We start from the raw sequence: 15,784 nt of genomic DNA on the forward strand, positions 1-15,784 counted from the left end.
CGATATCCGATTGAAGTGTACGAAACTGTTTCGTACACTTCCGCCATGGTTCGAGGAATGGAACGCGAGCAGGCGGTCCTGGCCGCCACGGTCGAGTTGCTGGGTGAACGGGGTTACCCGGCGCTGACCATCGACGCCGTCGCCGCGCGGGCCGGCGCCAGCAAGGCCACCATCTACCGCCGGTGGCCGAACAAGGCCCAGCTGGTCCGCGCCGCCCTGGACGCAGCCGACGCGGCACGCAACGCGGCCGTGCCCGATACCGGTGACCTGCGCGATGACCTGCTGGCGGTGATGGACGCGCTGGCCGCGGAGGTGGCCGAGCCGCTGACCCGGGTGACCGCCGAGCTGGCCACGCTCATGCGGCACGACCGGCAGCTGGCCGAGGCCCTGCGCGAACATCTCGACAAAGAAGAGCTCTCGCCCTTCCATGACGCGCTGCAACGGGCCATCGCCCGCGGAGACATCGCGACGGACACCGATGTGGAGTTGATCCACGACGTCGCCGAAGCGATGATCCTGCGACAGATCCACCTCGACCTCCCCGTCGACGCGGCGTTCAGTGCACGCCTGGTCGACGACGTGCTGCTGATGCTGCTCGGAGGTGCCCACGGATGACCGTCGTGATCGCCGGCGCCGGACCGACCGGACTGACCCTGGCCATCGAGCTGGCCCGGCGCGGCGTGCCATGCCGAGTGCTGGAGAAGGCCGCGACGTTGTTTCCCGGCTCTCGTGGCAAGGGCCTGCAGCCACGCACATTGGAGGTCTTCGACGACATCGGCGTGATCGGCGCCGTGCTGGCCGCCGGTGAGCCCTTTCCGCCCATGCGGCTCTACAGTGGCGCGGACGTGGTGTGGGAGAAACCGATCTACGAGCTGCTGGGACTGCCGGAGCTGGTTGCCTCGCCGGCGGTGCCGTATCCGTACACGTGGCTGCTCCCGCAATGGCGCACCGACCAGATCCTGGCGGCGCGCTTCGCCGAACTCGGGGGAACCATCGAGTTCGACACCGAGGTAACGGATTTCACGCAAGATGCCGACGGTGTCACGGTGTGCACGAACCGGGGGACGATCCGTGCCGACTACCTCGTCGGGGCCGACGGTGGCCGCAGCACGGTCCGCAAGGTATCCGGGGTCGACTTTCTCGGTGGTGCGCTCACCGAGGAGCGGATCATCGTGGGTGACGTGCGGGCCAGTGGGCTCAACGGTCGGTGCTGTCACCTGCTGACCCGTGACGGCGACCGGTCCACCCGGTTCTCGCTGTGGAACCTGCCGGGCAGCGAGCACTACCAACTCGTGGTGACGATGGCGCCAGGCGACGAGATTCCCGCGTTGACTCTCGGGGGTATGCAGGCGGTACTGCAGGACAGGTCGGGACGCCGGGACGTGACACTGTCGGATCTGCGGTGGATCTCGCTGTACCGGGTGAATCTGCTGTTGGCGCAACGCTTCCGGATGGGCCGGGTGCTGCTGGCCGGAGACGCCGCCCACGTCCATTCACCCGCCGGGGGACAAGGTGTCAACACCGGGGTCCAGGATGCCCACAACCTCGGCTGGAAACTGGCCGCAGTGCTGGCCGGAGCGCCTGACGGTCTGCTGGACAGCTACGAGGCGGAGCGCCTGCCCGTCGCCGCCGATGTGCTGCACCTCAGCGGCCTGTTGCACCGCCAGGGGTTCGGCGCGGCGGGACCCGCGCCGGCCGCCATCCACCAGTTGGACATCAACTACCGCGGAGGCCCACTCGCCGTCGACACCGATCCGACCGGTGCGCTGCGCGCCGGCGACCGGGCGCCCGACGGCCTACTGCCGGACGGTCGCAGACTGTTCGACGTGTTCCGCGGCCCGCACTGGACCGTGCTGCAATTCGGCTGCGAACCAGTCGATTTCGGAATCCCGGGGGTGCGCCTCGCGCCCAGCGCGGACTACGACGTACCCGTCGGCACGTTCGTCCTGGTCCGGCCCGATGGTTATGTCGGCGCGATCAGCGCCCGGCCCGAGGTCATCCGCGACCAACTCCGTCGAGCCGGGGAGTGAGGTCACCGTGCCGTAAGGGAGACCGGTCGGCGAATCCGGGCCCCTGGCCAGTCGGTCAGCCGGCGATCGGCCCGGCCAGATCGGCCACGCGCCAGGCACCCAGGAGGAGGCCAACTTGGGCGAGGACGCCGAGCAGCGGCAACCAAAACGCGATCCGACGACGCGCCAACTGGATAACACCCAGACTGAAGAACAACCCAGCCGGAACAATCGAACCGAGCGCCATCCACATCGCCCAGTTGATCCAGTTGCCGTCGCCACAAGCCTCGTAAGCGCAATTGTCGGTGCTCATCGGAAAAACCATGAAGCTCATCAACGCGAGCAACCCCAAACCCGCCCTGCCCCACGAACAACAGCACACACACGGTGATGTCGGCGATCCGTGCGCCGCGAGGGAGCCGACGCACCGGTTCGCCACCGGCGCCGTCAGTGGCAGTTAGCTGCGGCTCACTCACGACGCAACAGTATCGTGATGGATGCGGCCGTTGCGGTGCAGCAAAGTATCCGATGTACAGCGCGTCGACACCCCCAGGTCAGACATAGCGGTAGAACTCGATGAGCGGGCGGTGGGAGCGTACTGACATGTCGGACAACTTGTCTCGGCTCGGGCGGGTCTGCATCGCAGCAGCAATCGAAAAAGCTACTGCGCCAGGCAATCCCGACTACCGGCCCAGCGAAGAAGAGCTGCCCGAGGTTTTGCCGCCGATGCACAAGATCTTCTACGACTGCATCACCTGTGCCACCTCCGCCGACAGAACGACAGCATGCCGGGTCGGCGACCACGGATTCGTTCTCACTCCTACGACAACCCACGTCTTCTGAGCCGGCGCCGGAACACCGTGCCGGAGCACCCCCAGAGACCGACGCACAGCCAATAGCCAAACTGGTGCTGAGGAGATCGACCGCCGCACCGATAATTGGCACATGACCGATCTCGGCGTCTTCACGTTCCATCTCGTCGAGATGCCCGCGACGGCCGCGCTGCCGCTACTGCTGCGTCCACCGGAACAGCACGACGTGGTGGGCCTGCGCTATGCCGAGTGCCTGTCACTGATGCGGCTCGGCGCGCCGACCGTCTCGCCTGACCGGCTGCAGTTACGGCGGCTGGCGATGTTCGCCCGGTGGGACGACGAGGCCGCGATCGAGAATTTCCTGGGCGGAACTGGTGAGCGGTTCGCGTCCGGCTGGCATGTGCGGATGACGTTTCTGCGGCGCTGGTCCCGGCTGGCTGTGCTGCCCGACCTGCCCCAGCAGGCCGACACCGCCGACGACGAGGAGCCCGTTGTCGCGGTCACGCTGGCACGCATGCGGCTACCCGAAGTGCCCCGCTTTCTCACCTGGGGCAAGCCGGTGGAGCGACTGGTGCGTGACGATCCGAACGTCACGCTCGCGCTGGCGGCGATGCGTCCGCCCCGGTCGATCTCCACATTCTCGATCTGGCGGTCTGTGCGCGCGATGACCGACATGGTGCACGGTCACAGTGATGTCGATAAGCCCACGCGGCATGCTGACGCGATGGCGGAGCGGCGCCGCCGCGACTTTCATCACGAGTTCGCGACTTACCGATTCCGTCCGATGTCCGAGCACGGCAGCTGGAACGGGCATACCGGTTATGTACCGCGGCGTTCCAGCTTGTAATGCAGGCGGAGCGCAGCCATGTTCCACATGCGGAGTACGTGATCGGTGCGCAGCACCTGCTCATCGTCGACATACAGATCGAATGTCTCGTGGACCGGAACGCGCTTGGCGAAGTAGCGCCCCTGATCGCGCACCAACACGTAGGCACCGTCGGCGCCCCACGGCCCGGCCGGGGAAACGAGCCGCAGGCCGTCGCCCGGTCGGTTCTGCGGCTGCAGGAACACCTGCACGTTGCCCTCCTCCAGCGGAAAGGTCACGTGGACGCTGGGCCGCAGCGCCCCGGGAAGTGTTCTGCGCGAATAACATCCGCTGAAAACGGTGTCGCCGTTGCGGCGTAGGGTTCGGATCCAGCCTGCCGCCACCTGGTTGCCGCTGGTATCGGTGATCACCGACACCGTGCCGTCCATGCCGCGAGCCACATCGAGGGGACGCATCGGTAGCGCCAGCTGACGCACCCGCTTGCCGAACAATCGCGAAACCAGCTCACCTCCGGGCCAGAACAACGGCGACCAGCTGCTCCAGACCTCCATACGCCATCGCGCGGTGTGGGTATAGAAGTCGTGAATCATCGGGTGAACGGCTGCGGGATCGAATCCCGGGCCCGCCAGGCCGACGAGATCGGTCTGCAGGCCCGCATCGGGATCATCCTCTGCCAGTGCGCCGCCGCGCCGGGCAGCCTCGGCCCGCAACCATCCGTTGCCGCCGGCCTCGGTACCCATCGGCGCCTGCAGCCACGCTTGGGTACCGCCCAGGTCAACCTCGCGGCCGGCGACGCGCCAGAACTTGCGCGTTGCCAGATCCAGCGTCGACAGCTTCACACAGCGGATCGTACGTCGACCGACACCGGCTGCCGGCGCAGCGCCAATCGCGCCGCGCGGGCGCAGGGGCCGATGAGTCCGGCCGCCAAGGTTTTGATCGAGATGGCTCGCCGGGTGATCAGCCCACCGACAGCGTCCGGATCTTGGGCCACAACGAATCCCATGGCTCGGTCCGGCCGGTCAGCAACCACGCGCTGAGGTCGTCGGTGATGCCGCTCACGTTGCGGACATGGGCGAAGAACGGGCGTAGGCGCACCGGCTCCTCGCCGATGAACAGCACGGTGTCGACGTCCGGCGCAGGTGCGGGGAAGTAGCCGTAACTGCGGGTCGGGCTGAATGCCGCGGGCAGCTGGTATTTGTCGGAGTAGCCGTCGAGGAAGGCGGCCACGATGTAGGACTCGCCGACGATGGCGGTGTGTTCCCGTTGGCCGGCGGGCAACCGCGCATAAGCCGCAGCGGTGCGCTGCGCGATCTGTTCGTCGGTGCCCTCGCGGCCGATCGTGATGCTGAGAGCGATGGCCGCAGCCGCCAGTGCGGCGCTGAGGACGCACGCCGGCCACGCCACCCATCGCCATCGGTAGTGTCCTGCCTCGCGGCGGCGCTGCAGGCTCAACGCACCGACTGCGGCCAGCGGCGGGAACAGGCCGCACAGGTAATAGGGCCGAGCGGCGGTGGCTACGAAGAGAACATAGAGCACCACGAAAGTGACGCCGAGGAAGCGGTAATCGGCCAAGGTGCGGTCCCTGACGAGACGGAAGAGGCCGTAGAGGGCCAGTGCCGCCCCGATCACGCCGGCGAACACGATCAGCTGCACCGCGATACCGCCACGGCCGCCATAGAGAGGTCCCGATTCGGACGCCACCACCTCGGCCATCTTCAACTGCGGCCAACCGTGCCGCGCCTGCCACCACAGGGTCGGTGCGGTGATCGCCGCACCCACGCCGACGCCGGCCCACAGCAGCGGGCGGCGCAGCAGCGCGCGCGGACCGACCGCGAGTGCGGCCAACAGCATCACCCCACACAGCAGCAGTACCTGGAACTTCGTCATCGCCGCGAGCCCGGCGACCGCACCCAGGGCGAGCAGCAGTCGATCGTCGCGCAGCCGGAGCCAGCGCACCACCAACCAGACCAGGAGCAGCCACCCGAGCGGCTCGAGTGTGTACGGCGTGAGCCAGTGTCCGGCGAACGACACCCACGCCCCGGTCGACTGGGCGAAGGCCACCAACGCCTGGGCGCGACGGTCGCAACCCATCTCGCGGGCGATCAGGGCGGCCACGACGATGGCGGCCATCGTCGCCAGTATCGCCGGGATACGCAGCGCGACAATGGAATTGGGAGCGATGAGATCGCTGAGAGCGGCCAGTGCCGGTGCCAGTGGCGGTTGATCGGCCGAGCCCCAGTCGAGATGGCGGCGGCCGATGGCCAGCATGTACACCTCGTCGAACCAGTAGCCCCGGCCGGCGATGGCGGCCGCCAGCTGGACGGCTCCGGTGACGAGGGTGATGGCGGTGACGGCGCGGACGGCCGGCTGCGGGACGTCGACCGGCGGGTCCACGGATACGGTGTCCGTCGTTGTTTCAGCCACTGCGGTCCACGATAGTGGCGTCGGGGGTCAACGGGATGTCACCGCCGGTGCCTAGAGTGAGGGCCGTGAGCCCCGCCAAGACCGAGACCAAGAACGCGCTGAATCCCACCGCCGACGAGAAGCCCACACTGATGCTGCTCGACGGCAATTCGCTGGCTTTCCGGGCGTTCTACGCGTTGCCCGCCGAGAATTTCAAGACTCAGGGCGGGTTGACCACCAACGCTGTCTACGGGTTCACCTCGATGTTGATCAACCTGCTGCGGGACGAGCAGCCCAGCCACGTCGGCGCGGCGTTCGACGTCTCGCGTCAGACCTTCCGCAAAGAGAAGTACCCGGAATACAAGGAGGGCCGGTCCGCGACCCCCGACGAGTTCCGCGGTCAGATCGACATCACCAAAGAGGTGCTCGGCGCGCTGGGCATCACGGCGCTGGCCGAACCCGGTTTCGAGGCCGACGACATCATCGCCACGCTGGCCACCCAGGCCGAGCGGGACGGTTACCGCGTGTTGGTGGTCACCGGCGATCGCGACGCGCTCCAATTGGTCACCGACAACATCACGGTCCTCTACCCCCGCAAGGGCGTCAGTGAGCTGACCCGGTTCACACCCGAGGCGGTGGTGGAGAAGTACGGGTTGAGCCCCACGCAGTACCCGGACTTCGCGGCGCTGCGTGGAGACCCGAGCGACAACCTGCCCGGAATTCCCGGGGTCGGGGAGAAGACCGCCACCAAGTGGATCGCCGAATACGGCTCCCTACAGGCACTCGTCGACAACGTCGACGCGGTCAAGGGCAAGGTGGGTGATTCGCTGCGCGCCAACCTGTCCAGTGTCGTGCTCAACCGCGAACTCACCGATCTGGTGCGCGATGTGCCGCTGCCGCAGACGCCGGACACCCTGCGGATGCAACCCTGGAACCGCGACCAGATTCACCGGCTGTTCGACGACCTGGAATTCCGCGTCCTGCGCGATCGGCTGTTCGAGACGCTGGTCGCGTCCGAGCCCGAGGTCGAGCACGGGTTCGACGTACGGGGTCGGGCGCTCGAGCCCGGCGAGCTCGCTGCGTGGCTTGCCGAGCACAGCTTGGGAAGCCGGTTCGGGCTGGCCGTGGTCGGCACGCATCTCGCGTACGACGCCGACGCCACGGCGCTGGCCATCGTGGCGGCCGACGGCGACGGGCGCTACATCGACACCGCCACGCTGACGCCGGAGGACGAGGAGGCGTTGTCGCGCTGGCTGGGCGATCCGGGTCCGCCGAAGGCACTGCACGAGGCCAAGCTGGCTATACACGATCTGGCCGGACGCGGCTGGACGCTGCGCGGGGTCACCTCAGACACCGCGCTGGCCGCCTACCTGGTGCGGCCGGGGCAGCGCAGCTTCGCGCTCGACGATCTGGCGGTGCGCTACCTGCGGCGCGAGCTGCGCGCTGAATCTCCTGAACAGCAACAACTTTCGTTGCTGGATGACTCCGACGGCGTCGACGAGCAGGCGGTGCAGACGCTGATCCTGCGCGCCTGCGCGGTCTTGGACCTCGCCGATGCGCTGGACGAGGAACTGGCCCGCATCGACTCGTCGTCGCTGCTGGGCCGGATGGAGCTGCCGGTGCAGCGGGCCCTCGCCGAGATGGAGTCCATCGGCATCGCCGTCGATCTGGACAAGCTGCAGGAGCTGCAGAGCGAGTTCGCCGATCAGATCCGCGACGCCGCCGAGGCCGCCTACGCCGTGATCGGCAAGCAGATCAACCTCGGCTCGCCCAAGCAGCTGCAGGCCGTGCTGTTCGACGAGCTGGAAATGCCGAAGACCAAGCGCACCAAGACGGGTTACACCACCGACGCCGATGCGCTGCAATCCCTCTTCGACAAGACCGGACATCCGTTCCTGCAGCATCTGCTGGCGCATCGCGACGCGACCCGGCTCAAGGTCACCGTCGACGGCCTGCTCAACGCAGTGGCCTCCGACGGGCGGATTCACACCACGTTCAACCAGACCATCGCGGCGACCGGGCGGCTTTCGTCGACCGAGCCGAACCTGCAGAACATCCCCATCCGCACCGAGGCGGGTCGCCGCATCCGCGACGCGTTCGTGGTCGGAAACGGCCCTGATGGCCCCTACGCCGAGCTGATGACCGCCGACTACAGCCAGATCGAGATGCGGATCATGGCGCACCTGTCGCGAGATGAGGGCCTGATCGAGGCCTTTAACACCGGTGAGGACCTGCACTCGTTCGTCGCGTCGCGGGCGTTCTCGGTGCCCATCGACGAGGTGACTCCCGAGCTGCGCCGGCGGGTCAAGGCGATGTCGTACGGCCTGGCCTACGGTTTGAGCGCCTACGGCCTGGCCAGCCAGCTCAAGATCTCCACCGAAGAGGCCAAGGTCCAGATGGAGCAGTACTTCGACCGGTTCGGCGGGGTGCGCGACTATCTGCGTGACGTGGTCGACCAGGCCCGCAAGGACGGATTCACCTCGACCGTGCTCGGCCGCCGCCGTTACCTGCCTGAACTCGACAGCAGCAACCGCAACGTGCGCGAGGCAGCTGAACGCGCCGCGCTCAACGCGCCGATCCAGGGCAGCGCTGCCGACATCATCAAGGTGGCGATGATCAACGTCGACGCCGCGATCAAGGAAGCCGGCCTGAAGTCACGGATGCTGCTGCAGGTTCACGACGAGCTGTTGTTCGAGGTGGCCGACGGCGAGCGCGAGACCTTGGAGGCGCTGGTCCGCGAGCACATGGGCAACGCCTATCCGTTGGATGTGCCGTTGGAGGTGTCGGTCGGCTATGGCCGCAGTTGGGACGCCGCGGCGCATTAACGGCGCACCGGCCGGGCCCGGCAACTAGCGGCCGGAGAGCGATGTCGCGGCGGTGTGATCGTGCGTAGGGACGATCCGGACCCGGTCTCTGATCGCGTGTAAACGGTGCAGGGTGTGGAAGCACTCGTCGCGATCCTCGTCGGCGAAAGCCCCCGGGTAACTGGGTTTTTGTCGGATGTGTTCCACTCCGAGGTCGTGCCAGGCGGCGTCGCCGGCCAGCAGTACCGATCCGGCTGCGGTATTCAGCAGGAGGCCGATGCTGCCGGGTGTGTGGCCGGCCAGGTCGACGAGTTGTACTGCCCCGTCGCCGAATAGGTCATGGCTGCGCTCGAACGTCAGGACCGGCGGTCCCTCGAGGATGAACGTGGTGATCGTTCGGTTGTGGAGTGAATCCCGCACGCCGCCGACGGGTGCCACCGGACCTCCGGTGGCCCACTCAAGTTCGCGACGGTGGACGTGCACGGGGATGGCGGGCAGATCGAGAAGCCCGCAGATATGGTCCCAGTGAAGGTGGGTCGGCAATGCGAAGTCGACGTGTTTCTCGCCGAGTTCCTCGGCCAGCGCCGCCGCGGTGGTGACCGCATCGGCCGGTGGCGCGACGGCCGGACGCAACACGGCGGGGAGCTGGCTGAGCACGCGCGCACCGACATCGGCGCACATGCCTGGATCCACCACGAAGCGGGCCTGCGGATGTTCCACCACGAACGCGGTCATGGCGATGGGAATGCGCCTCGGTGTGCGGATTCCCTCGACGACGCCGACGGTGGGGGCCCATCTGGGCACTTGGCGCAGCGGCCGGACGGCGACCGTCTGGCGGCTGGGTGGGAGACCGGCGTCGTGCAAACGGTCGAGCAGCTTCCGGTCGGGGCGACGGGGTCGGACGAGCCCGGTCGGCACCTGTGCGAATGCCGAGCAGCAGGCCCACAGGCTCGGCTGTCGAACCGGAGTTTGGAAGGTACTGGTGGTCATGTGTGCGAAGCTAGAACTTCAGGTCAACCTGAAGTCAAGGGGTGTACCGGTATGGGCGAGGCATATGCGGTCGGAGTCGCCGCTGCGGCGGTCGGTGTCGAGTCCCACGTGCTGCGGCACTGGGAGGACGTCGGCGTGCTCGTTCCGTCGCGAAGTGCCTCGGGTCACCGGCGCTATGACGACGAGCTGATCGCCCGGGCCCGGCTGGTGCGGTTGTGCCAGCATGCCGGCCTGACGTTGGCGGAGATCCGCGATCTGCGGGCCGCTGACCGTGATGACCGAATCGACATGATCAGCGCCACGCTGGAGCGGATCCGGGGGGACATATCCCGGCTGCAACGGGCCGCGCAATTCCTCACCCACGTCGTCGCGTGCGTGCATCCGGTGATTTCGGAGTGCCCAGACTGCGCCGGTTTCGCGCAATCGGCGCGTTAGCGGACGGGCGCCTGGTAATTGGCCAGCCAATGGAGGATCGGGGCGGCCGAACGGGCGGCGGCCACCGAGTACACCTCTTCCTGCTGCAGCGCGTACACCTGCGCATCGCCGAACCCGCGGTCGATCCGGTCACGGACGAAGGCCAGCTCGACCACTGCGGCGGCGAACGCCGCGACGGACTTGCCCGCGGGGCGCCCCCCGGCCACCGCGGCGTGCTTGACCAGGGCGTGGCGGGTCTTCAGCGAGCCGAGCCAGGTGGCCTCGTTGGGCGTGATGAGCCCGGCGGCGACCATGCCTGGAAGTTTGGTGGCCACCACCCGCTGCTCGCGGCGGCGGCTGAGGATCGCCACCACGACCATCGTGATGAAGATCGGCACCATCCAGACCGCGTAGACGACGAAGTAGGTTCCGGCGCCCACCAGCGACGAGCCGTTCCACAAGCCGTGCATGAACACCGCGCCCAGGTAGCCGGCCAGGATGCACAGCGTCTTGCCGATGCCGCTGCGCCGTTGCAGCGCGAAGTAGACGCCGATCGCGGTCATGGTGGTGAACAGCGGGTGGGCGAACGGCGCCATGATCAGGCGCATCGCCGCGGTGAGCAGCGATCCGGCCAGCGAATCGGCGCTCGCGATGTACATGATGTCTTCCAGCCAGGCGAAACCGAGCCCGACCAGGCCGGCGTACACCAGGCAGTCGGTCAACGAGTTGAGCTCGTTGCGGCGGCGCCCGGTCATCATGATCAGCAGGAAAAGGCCCTTGGCGGCCTCCTCGATGAACGGTGCCCGGATCGCCACCGAGGCGAAACTGTGCGCTGATTCAGCCGAGTCGACGCCTGGTGCCAGCAACGCATCGGTGAACAGGCTCAGCACGAGCGACAGGACGACGGCCACCGCCGCGCCCCAGCCGAAGGCCAGCAGCAACAATCGGGGTGGCTCCGGCTCCCAGCGATCCAGCCACAGGTAGGCGAACACGGCGCCGGTCATCACGATGCTGGACAGCGTGAAGCCGATGATCGCGCCGACCGGGTTGAGTGCCGTGAACAGCAGGATCAACACGCCGATGACGACGCCGCAGGCGATGATCGCGGCCAGCGGGGCACCGACCTTGCGGACGGGCCTGGGCATCGGAGCGGTGACCGGAAACCACTGCCGATGGGCCGGGCCGGGAGTCGGGTAGTACGCCACCTGCCGAGCGTAGCCGCGGGCCGGTTCGATTCCCGGCACAAATTCGGCCGACGGATCGGCGGGCCCGGGCGTCCGCGCCGAGGGAGGCGGTTTGTCCTGCGTGTGCCTGGTCGAGTACCCTCGTTACGTATCTGTGTGCACAGTTTTTCTGCCCACGGATGAGCACCACCGCAATACCGCAATATAACTGTCCCTACGAGTAAACCTGTCCGGAGCAACCCACCACATGCCAAGTCCCTCCATCACCTCGCCGCAAGTAGCCATCAACGACATTGGCTCGGCTGAGGACTTTCTCGCCGCGATCGACAAGACCATCAAGTACTTCAACGATGGCGACATCGTCGAAGGGACCATCGTCAAGGTGGACCGCGATGAGGTTCTGCTCGACATCGGCTACAAGACCGAAGGTGTCATTCCTTCTCGCGAACTCTCCATCAAGCACGACGTCGACCCCAACGAGGTCGTTTCCGTGGGCGATGAGGTCGAGGCCCTCGTTCTCACCAAGGAGGACAAAGAAGGCCGCCTGATCCTGTCCAAGAAGCGCGCTCAGTACGAGCGTGCCTGGGGCACCATCGAGGAACTCAAGGAAAAGGACGAGGCCGTCAAGGGCACCGTCATCGAGGTCGTCAAGGGCGGCCTGATCCTCGACATCGGCCTGCGCGGCTTCCTGCCCGCATCGCTGGTCGAGATGCGTCGTGTCCGCGATCTGCAGCCGTACATCGGCAAGGAGATTGAGGCCAAGATCATCGAGCTGGACAAGAACCGCAACAACGTGGTGCTGAGCCGTCGCGCCTGGCTGGAGCAGACCCAGTCCGAGGTGCGCAGCGAGTTCCTCAACCAGCTGCAGAAGGGCGCCATCCGCAAGGGTGTCGTCTCCTCGATCGTCAACTTCGGCGCCTTCGTCGATCTCGGCGGGGTCGACGGCCTGGTCCACGTGTCCGAGCTGTCCTGGAAGCACATCGATCACCCGTCCGAGGTGGTTCAGGTGGGCGACGAGGTCACCGTCGAGGTGCTCGACGTCGACATGGATCGCGAGCGGGTTTCGCTGTCGCTCAAGGCGACTCAGGAAGATCCGTGGCGCCACTTCGCCCGTACCCACGCGATCGGCCAGATCGTGCCGGGCAAGGTCACCAAGCTGGTGCCGTTCGGTGCGTTCGTCCGCGTCGAAGAGGGCATCGAGGGCCTGGTGCACATCTCGGAGCTGTCCGAGCGTCACGTCGAGGTCCCGGACCAGGTGGTCACCGTCGGCGACGACGCGATGGTCAAGGTCATCGACATCGACCTGGAGCGTCGCCGGATCTCGCTGAGCCTCAAGCAGGCCAACGAGGACTACACCGAGGAGTTCGACCCGTCGAAGTACGGCATGGCCGACAGCTACGACGAGCAGGGCAACTACATCTTCCCCGAGGGCTTCGACGCCGAGACCAACGAATGGCTCGAAGGCTTCGACAAGCAGCGGGAGGAGTGGGAGGCCCGCTACGCCGAGGCCGAGCGCCGGCACAAGATGCACACCACGCAGATGGAGAAGTTCGCCGCTGCGGAGGCCGAGGAGGCCGCGCGTCCGGTGTCCAACGGGTCCTCGCGGTCGGAGGAGTCCACTGGTGGCACGCTGGCCAGCGACGCACAGCTGGCCGCTCTGCGCGAGAAGCTCGCAGGCAACGCCTAAGAAGTAACACAACGAACGCCCCGGCCCATTGGGTCGGGGCGTTCGTCGTTGCGGGGGCCTGACAGACTGTTGGGCGTGCTTCGCATCGGGTTAACCGGCGGTATCGGCGCCGGAAAGTCAACAGTGTCGGCCACATTCAGCGATCTCGGCGGCATCATCGTCGACGGTGACGTCATCGCCCGTGAGGTGGTCGAACCCGGAACCGAGGGGCTGGCCAAGCTGGTCGAGGCGTTCGGCGACGGGATCCTGCTGCCCGAAGGTGCGTTGAACCGTCCGGCGCTGGCCGCGGTCGCCTTCAGCGATGACGAGAAGCGCGCCACCTTGAACGGCATCGTGCATCCGCTGGTGGCGCACCGCCGGTCGGAGCTGATCGCCGCGGCTCATCAAGACGCCGTGATCGTCGAGGACATCCCGCTGCTGGTGGAATCCCAGATGGCGCCGATGTTCCCGTTGGTCATCATCGTCAACGCCGACCCGGAATTGCGCGTCAAGCGACTCATCGAATACCGCGGCTTCACCGAGGCGGACGCCCGGGCCCGCATCGCCGCACAGGCCACCGAGGAGCAGCGTCGCGCCGTGGCCGATGTGTGGCTGGACAACTCGGGCAGCCCCGGCGCCGTCGTCGAACAGGCCCGCGCACTGTGGCACGAGCGGATCCTGCCGTTCGCGCACAATCTCAACATCCGGCAGCCGGCGCACCGTGACCCTGTCGTGGTGGCCTACGACCCGACCTGGCCGGACCAGGCCCGGCGGATCGTGGCCCGGCTGAACACCGCATGCGGACACCGCGCCGTGCGCATCGACCACATCGGTTCAACCGCTGTTCCGGGGATGGATGCCAAAGACGTCATCGATGTGCAGGTGACGGTGGAGTCATTGGCCGTCGCCGACGAGCTCGCCGAGGCACTGTTGACGGCAGGCTATCCCGTGGTGCCGGACATCACGGCCGATACCCCGCACGATGACGATCCCACGGTGTGGCGCAAGCGTTTCCACGCGTCGGCGGATCCGGGTCGGCCCACCAACGTGCACATCCGCGTGAACGGCTGGCCCAATCAGCGTTTCGCTCTGATGTTCGTCGACTGGCTGCGGGCCAACCCGGGGGTGCGGGCCGATTACCTGGCGGCCAAGCGTGCCGCACTGGCCACACCCGACTACGCGGTGGCCAAAGAACCGTGGTTCCTGGACGCCTACCGGCGCGCCTGGGAGTGGGCTGATGCGACCGGATGGAAGCCGTAACGCATTGAGCTACAGCAGTTTTCGTGTCCATATGCGTGGCGGTCACGGGTCTGGGTCCTTGAACAGCTTCGTGCGGTAGCGTTTGGTGCGTCCGAAGGGGGGACGCATGCCAACAGCCAAGCCGACATTGGTTCCGGTCCGCCAGATCGCCGCCCACGAACTGGTGGTCGACCAGATGCGGCGGGCCTTGGAACTCGGGCAGTTCCGGCCCGGCGACCGGCTACCCACCGAGCGCGAGCTGTCCGACATGCTCAATGTCTCCCGGACCACCGTGCGCGCCGCCGTCGCGGTGCTGGAACGGGAGGGATTGATCACGGTGCGCCGCGGTCGTGGCGGCGGGTTCACCGTGCAGGCACCGCAGTACGATCCGGCCGAAATGCGCCGGGAGTTGCGTCGCAACAAGCGGGAGATCCGCGACGCCTTCGACTACCGAACGATCGTCGAAACGGGCGCGACCCGGCTGGCGGCCGAACGCCGCCGCGCCACCGACGTGACCGAACTGCGTAAGTTGCTCAGAGGCATGGAGTCCGCCCTGCAGACCGGGATGAACGAGCAGTCGGCGCGCCACACCACAGACTTTCAGACCCTCGACTCGGCGTTTCACCTCGGCATCGCGCAGGCTGCACAGAATGACCGGCTGCTGGAGGCGGTCGCCGACGCCCGCCGGCGGATGTGGCTACCGGTAGGGGCGATGTTCGGGCGCCTGGAGCCCAACGCCAACGATTACCACGAGTCGATCCTCGAAGCGATCGAGAACCGTGATCCGGAGCTGGCCGCCGCGCAGATGACCGCTCACATCAACGACACCCGCCACACGGTGGAGTCCTGGCTGAAACGCTGACGCTAGGCGGCCGGTGGCTCGGGTTCCGCTGCCGGCGGAACAGCGGGATCGACCGGCGGCAGCGCGGCGTCGGTTCCGGTCGGCGCCGTGTCGACGGCATTGCCCGGCACCGGCGCGCTCAGCGGCGCGCCACAGGGCAGGCTGCCGTAGTTCGGGTCATCCTTGGGCCGGGTCAGCCGCGGGCCGACGAAGGTGTCGGCCTGGGCGGTCACCTGGTCGTCGACCAGGATCTCGCAGTGCAGGTTCGCCGAGTACGGCCAGTCGATACGTACCGTCATGCCCGCGGTCTGCGGGTTCGACACCACGCCGGTCGCTTCGAAGATCCGGCCCGGCAGCATCGATGGGTCGGCGGTGTTGATGTTGTCGTCGTCGATCTTGTAGGCGATGGTCGCGTTGCGCGACACCCCGTCGATCCGGGCGCGGTAGGTGACGTTGTGGAGTTGCTGGCCGGGCAACGGCTCGACCTGAGGCGGGGCCTCCGGATCAGCCTGTGCCGGAATGGGAATCAACAGCGCGCCGGTGAGCAGTCCTGCCACCGCGGGGAGGGCTCCCCACACGTACTTAGCTGAACTCAT

15 protein-coding genes are annotated in these 15,784 nt (G+C 67.1%); 9 read left to right on the forward strand and 6 right to left on the reverse strand.

The window, feature by feature from the left end; translation table 11 throughout:
* Positions 1–45: 45 nt before the first annotated feature.
* Positions 46–615 (forward strand): TetR/AcrR family transcriptional regulator, encoded by a 570-nt coding sequence (locus H977_RS0116585; RefSeq protein WP_036476193.1) that lies wholly within the window; start codon positions 46–48, stop codon positions 613–615.
* Positions 612–2,030, forward strand: coding sequence for an FAD-dependent monooxygenase (locus H977_RS0116590; RefSeq protein ID WP_029108901.1), 1,419 nt, complete (start codon positions 612–614; stop codon positions 2,028–2,030). The genes H977_RS0116585 and H977_RS0116590 overlap by 4 nt, the downstream gene beginning before the upstream one ends.
* A gap of 55 nt (positions 2,031–2,085) precedes the next feature.
* On the opposite strand, the gene H977_RS33365 is transcribed toward H977_RS0116590, so the two are convergent.
* On the reverse strand, positions 2,086–2,322 hold the full coding sequence (locus H977_RS33365; RefSeq protein WP_036476275.1) for a hypothetical protein: 237 nt from the start codon (positions 2,320–2,322) through the stop codon (positions 2,086–2,088).
* A gap of 290 nt (positions 2,323–2,612) precedes the next feature.
* Between H977_RS33365 and H977_RS0116605 the strand changes: the two genes are divergently transcribed.
* Complete coding sequence (locus H977_RS0116605) at positions 2,613–2,852, forward strand: hypothetical protein (RefSeq protein WP_155946677.1); 240 nt, start codon at positions 2,613–2,615, stop codon at positions 2,850–2,852.
* Between the two features lie 102 nt (positions 2,853–2,954).
* Positions 2,955–3,668, forward strand: a complete 714-nt coding sequence (locus tag H977_RS0116610) for a hypothetical protein (protein ID WP_029108903.1) — start codon at positions 2,955–2,957, stop codon at positions 3,666–3,668.
* Here H977_RS0116610 and H977_RS0116615 read toward each other — a convergent pair.
* Together H977_RS0116615 and H977_RS0116625 are read right to left on the reverse strand one after the other, a co-directional pair.
* The gene (locus H977_RS0116615; protein ID WP_029108904.1) at positions 3,641–4,486 is read right to left on the reverse strand and encodes a hypothetical protein; all 846 of its coding nucleotides are present in this window, start codon (positions 4,484–4,486) and stop codon (positions 3,641–3,643) included. The genes H977_RS0116610 and H977_RS0116615 overlap by 28 nt on opposite strands.
* Before the next feature lie 118 nt (positions 4,487–4,604).
* The gene (locus tag H977_RS0116625; protein ID WP_029108905.1) at positions 4,605–6,071 is read right to left on the reverse strand and encodes a glycosyltransferase family 39 protein; all 1,467 of its coding nucleotides are present in this window, start codon (positions 6,069–6,071) and stop codon (positions 4,605–4,607) included.
* Positions 6,072–6,202: 131 nt separating this feature from the next.
* Here H977_RS0116625 and polA point away from each other — a divergent pair, with 131 nt between their 5' ends.
* On the forward strand, positions 6,203–8,875 hold the full coding sequence (polA, locus tag H977_RS0116630) for a DNA polymerase I (protein WP_196808261.1): 2,673 nt from the start codon (positions 6,203–6,205) through the stop codon (positions 8,873–8,875).
* 24 nt (positions 8,876–8,899) lie between these two features.
* On the opposite strand, the gene H977_RS0116635 is transcribed toward polA, so the two are convergent.
* A complete protein-coding gene (locus H977_RS0116635) occupies positions 8,900–9,844 on the reverse strand; it encodes an MBL fold metallo-hydrolase (protein WP_051288897.1) in 945 nt (314 codons plus the stop codon).
* A gap of 51 nt (positions 9,845–9,895) precedes the next feature.
* Between H977_RS0116635 and H977_RS33370 the strand changes: the two genes are divergently transcribed.
* A complete protein-coding gene (locus H977_RS33370) occupies positions 9,896–10,279 on the forward strand; it encodes a helix-turn-helix domain-containing protein (protein ID WP_036476200.1) in 384 nt (127 codons plus the stop codon).
* Here H977_RS33370 and H977_RS0116645 read toward each other — a convergent pair.
* Positions 10,276–11,463: a PrsW family intramembrane metalloprotease gene (locus H977_RS0116645; protein WP_029108908.1), complete on the reverse strand. Its 1,188-nt coding sequence runs from the start codon at positions 11,461–11,463 to the stop codon at positions 10,276–10,278. The two genes, H977_RS33370 and H977_RS0116645, sit on opposite strands and share 4 nt — an antisense overlap.
* A gap of 226 nt (positions 11,464–11,689) precedes the next feature.
* On the opposite strand from H977_RS0116645, the gene rpsA reads away from it, so the two are divergent.
* The 3 genes from rpsA to H977_RS0116660 all read left to right on the forward strand — a co-directional run bounded on the left by rpsA (position 11,690) and on the right by H977_RS0116660 (position 15,209).
* Positions 11,690–13,129 (forward strand): 30S ribosomal protein S1, encoded by a 1,440-nt coding sequence (rpsA, locus tag H977_RS0116650; RefSeq protein WP_029108909.1) that lies wholly within the window; start codon positions 11,690–11,692, stop codon positions 13,127–13,129.
* A gap of 75 nt (positions 13,130–13,204) precedes the next feature.
* Positions 13,205–14,368 carry a dephospho-CoA kinase gene (coaE, locus tag H977_RS0116655; protein ID WP_029108910.1) on the forward strand — a complete coding sequence of 388 codons (1,164 nt, stop codon included), beginning with the start codon at positions 13,205–13,207 and terminating at the stop codon, positions 14,366–14,368.
* Positions 14,369–14,474: 106 nt separating this feature from the next.
* Positions 14,475–15,209 carry a FadR/GntR family transcriptional regulator gene (locus H977_RS0116660; RefSeq protein ID WP_029108911.1) on the forward strand — a complete coding sequence of 245 codons (735 nt, stop codon included), beginning with the start codon at positions 14,475–14,477 and terminating at the stop codon, positions 15,207–15,209.
* A gap of 2 nt (positions 15,210–15,211) precedes the next feature.
* Here H977_RS0116660 and H977_RS0116665 read toward each other — a convergent pair whose 3' ends face one another.
* Positions 15,212–15,784, reverse strand: coding sequence for a hypothetical protein (locus tag H977_RS0116665; RefSeq protein ID WP_029108912.1), 573 nt, complete (start codon positions 15,782–15,784; stop codon positions 15,212–15,214).

The sequence above is a fragment of the Mycobacterium sp. URHD0025 genome (assembly GCF_000426065.1).
GTDB lineage: Bacteria > Actinomycetota > Actinomycetes > Mycobacteriales > Mycobacteriaceae > Mycobacterium.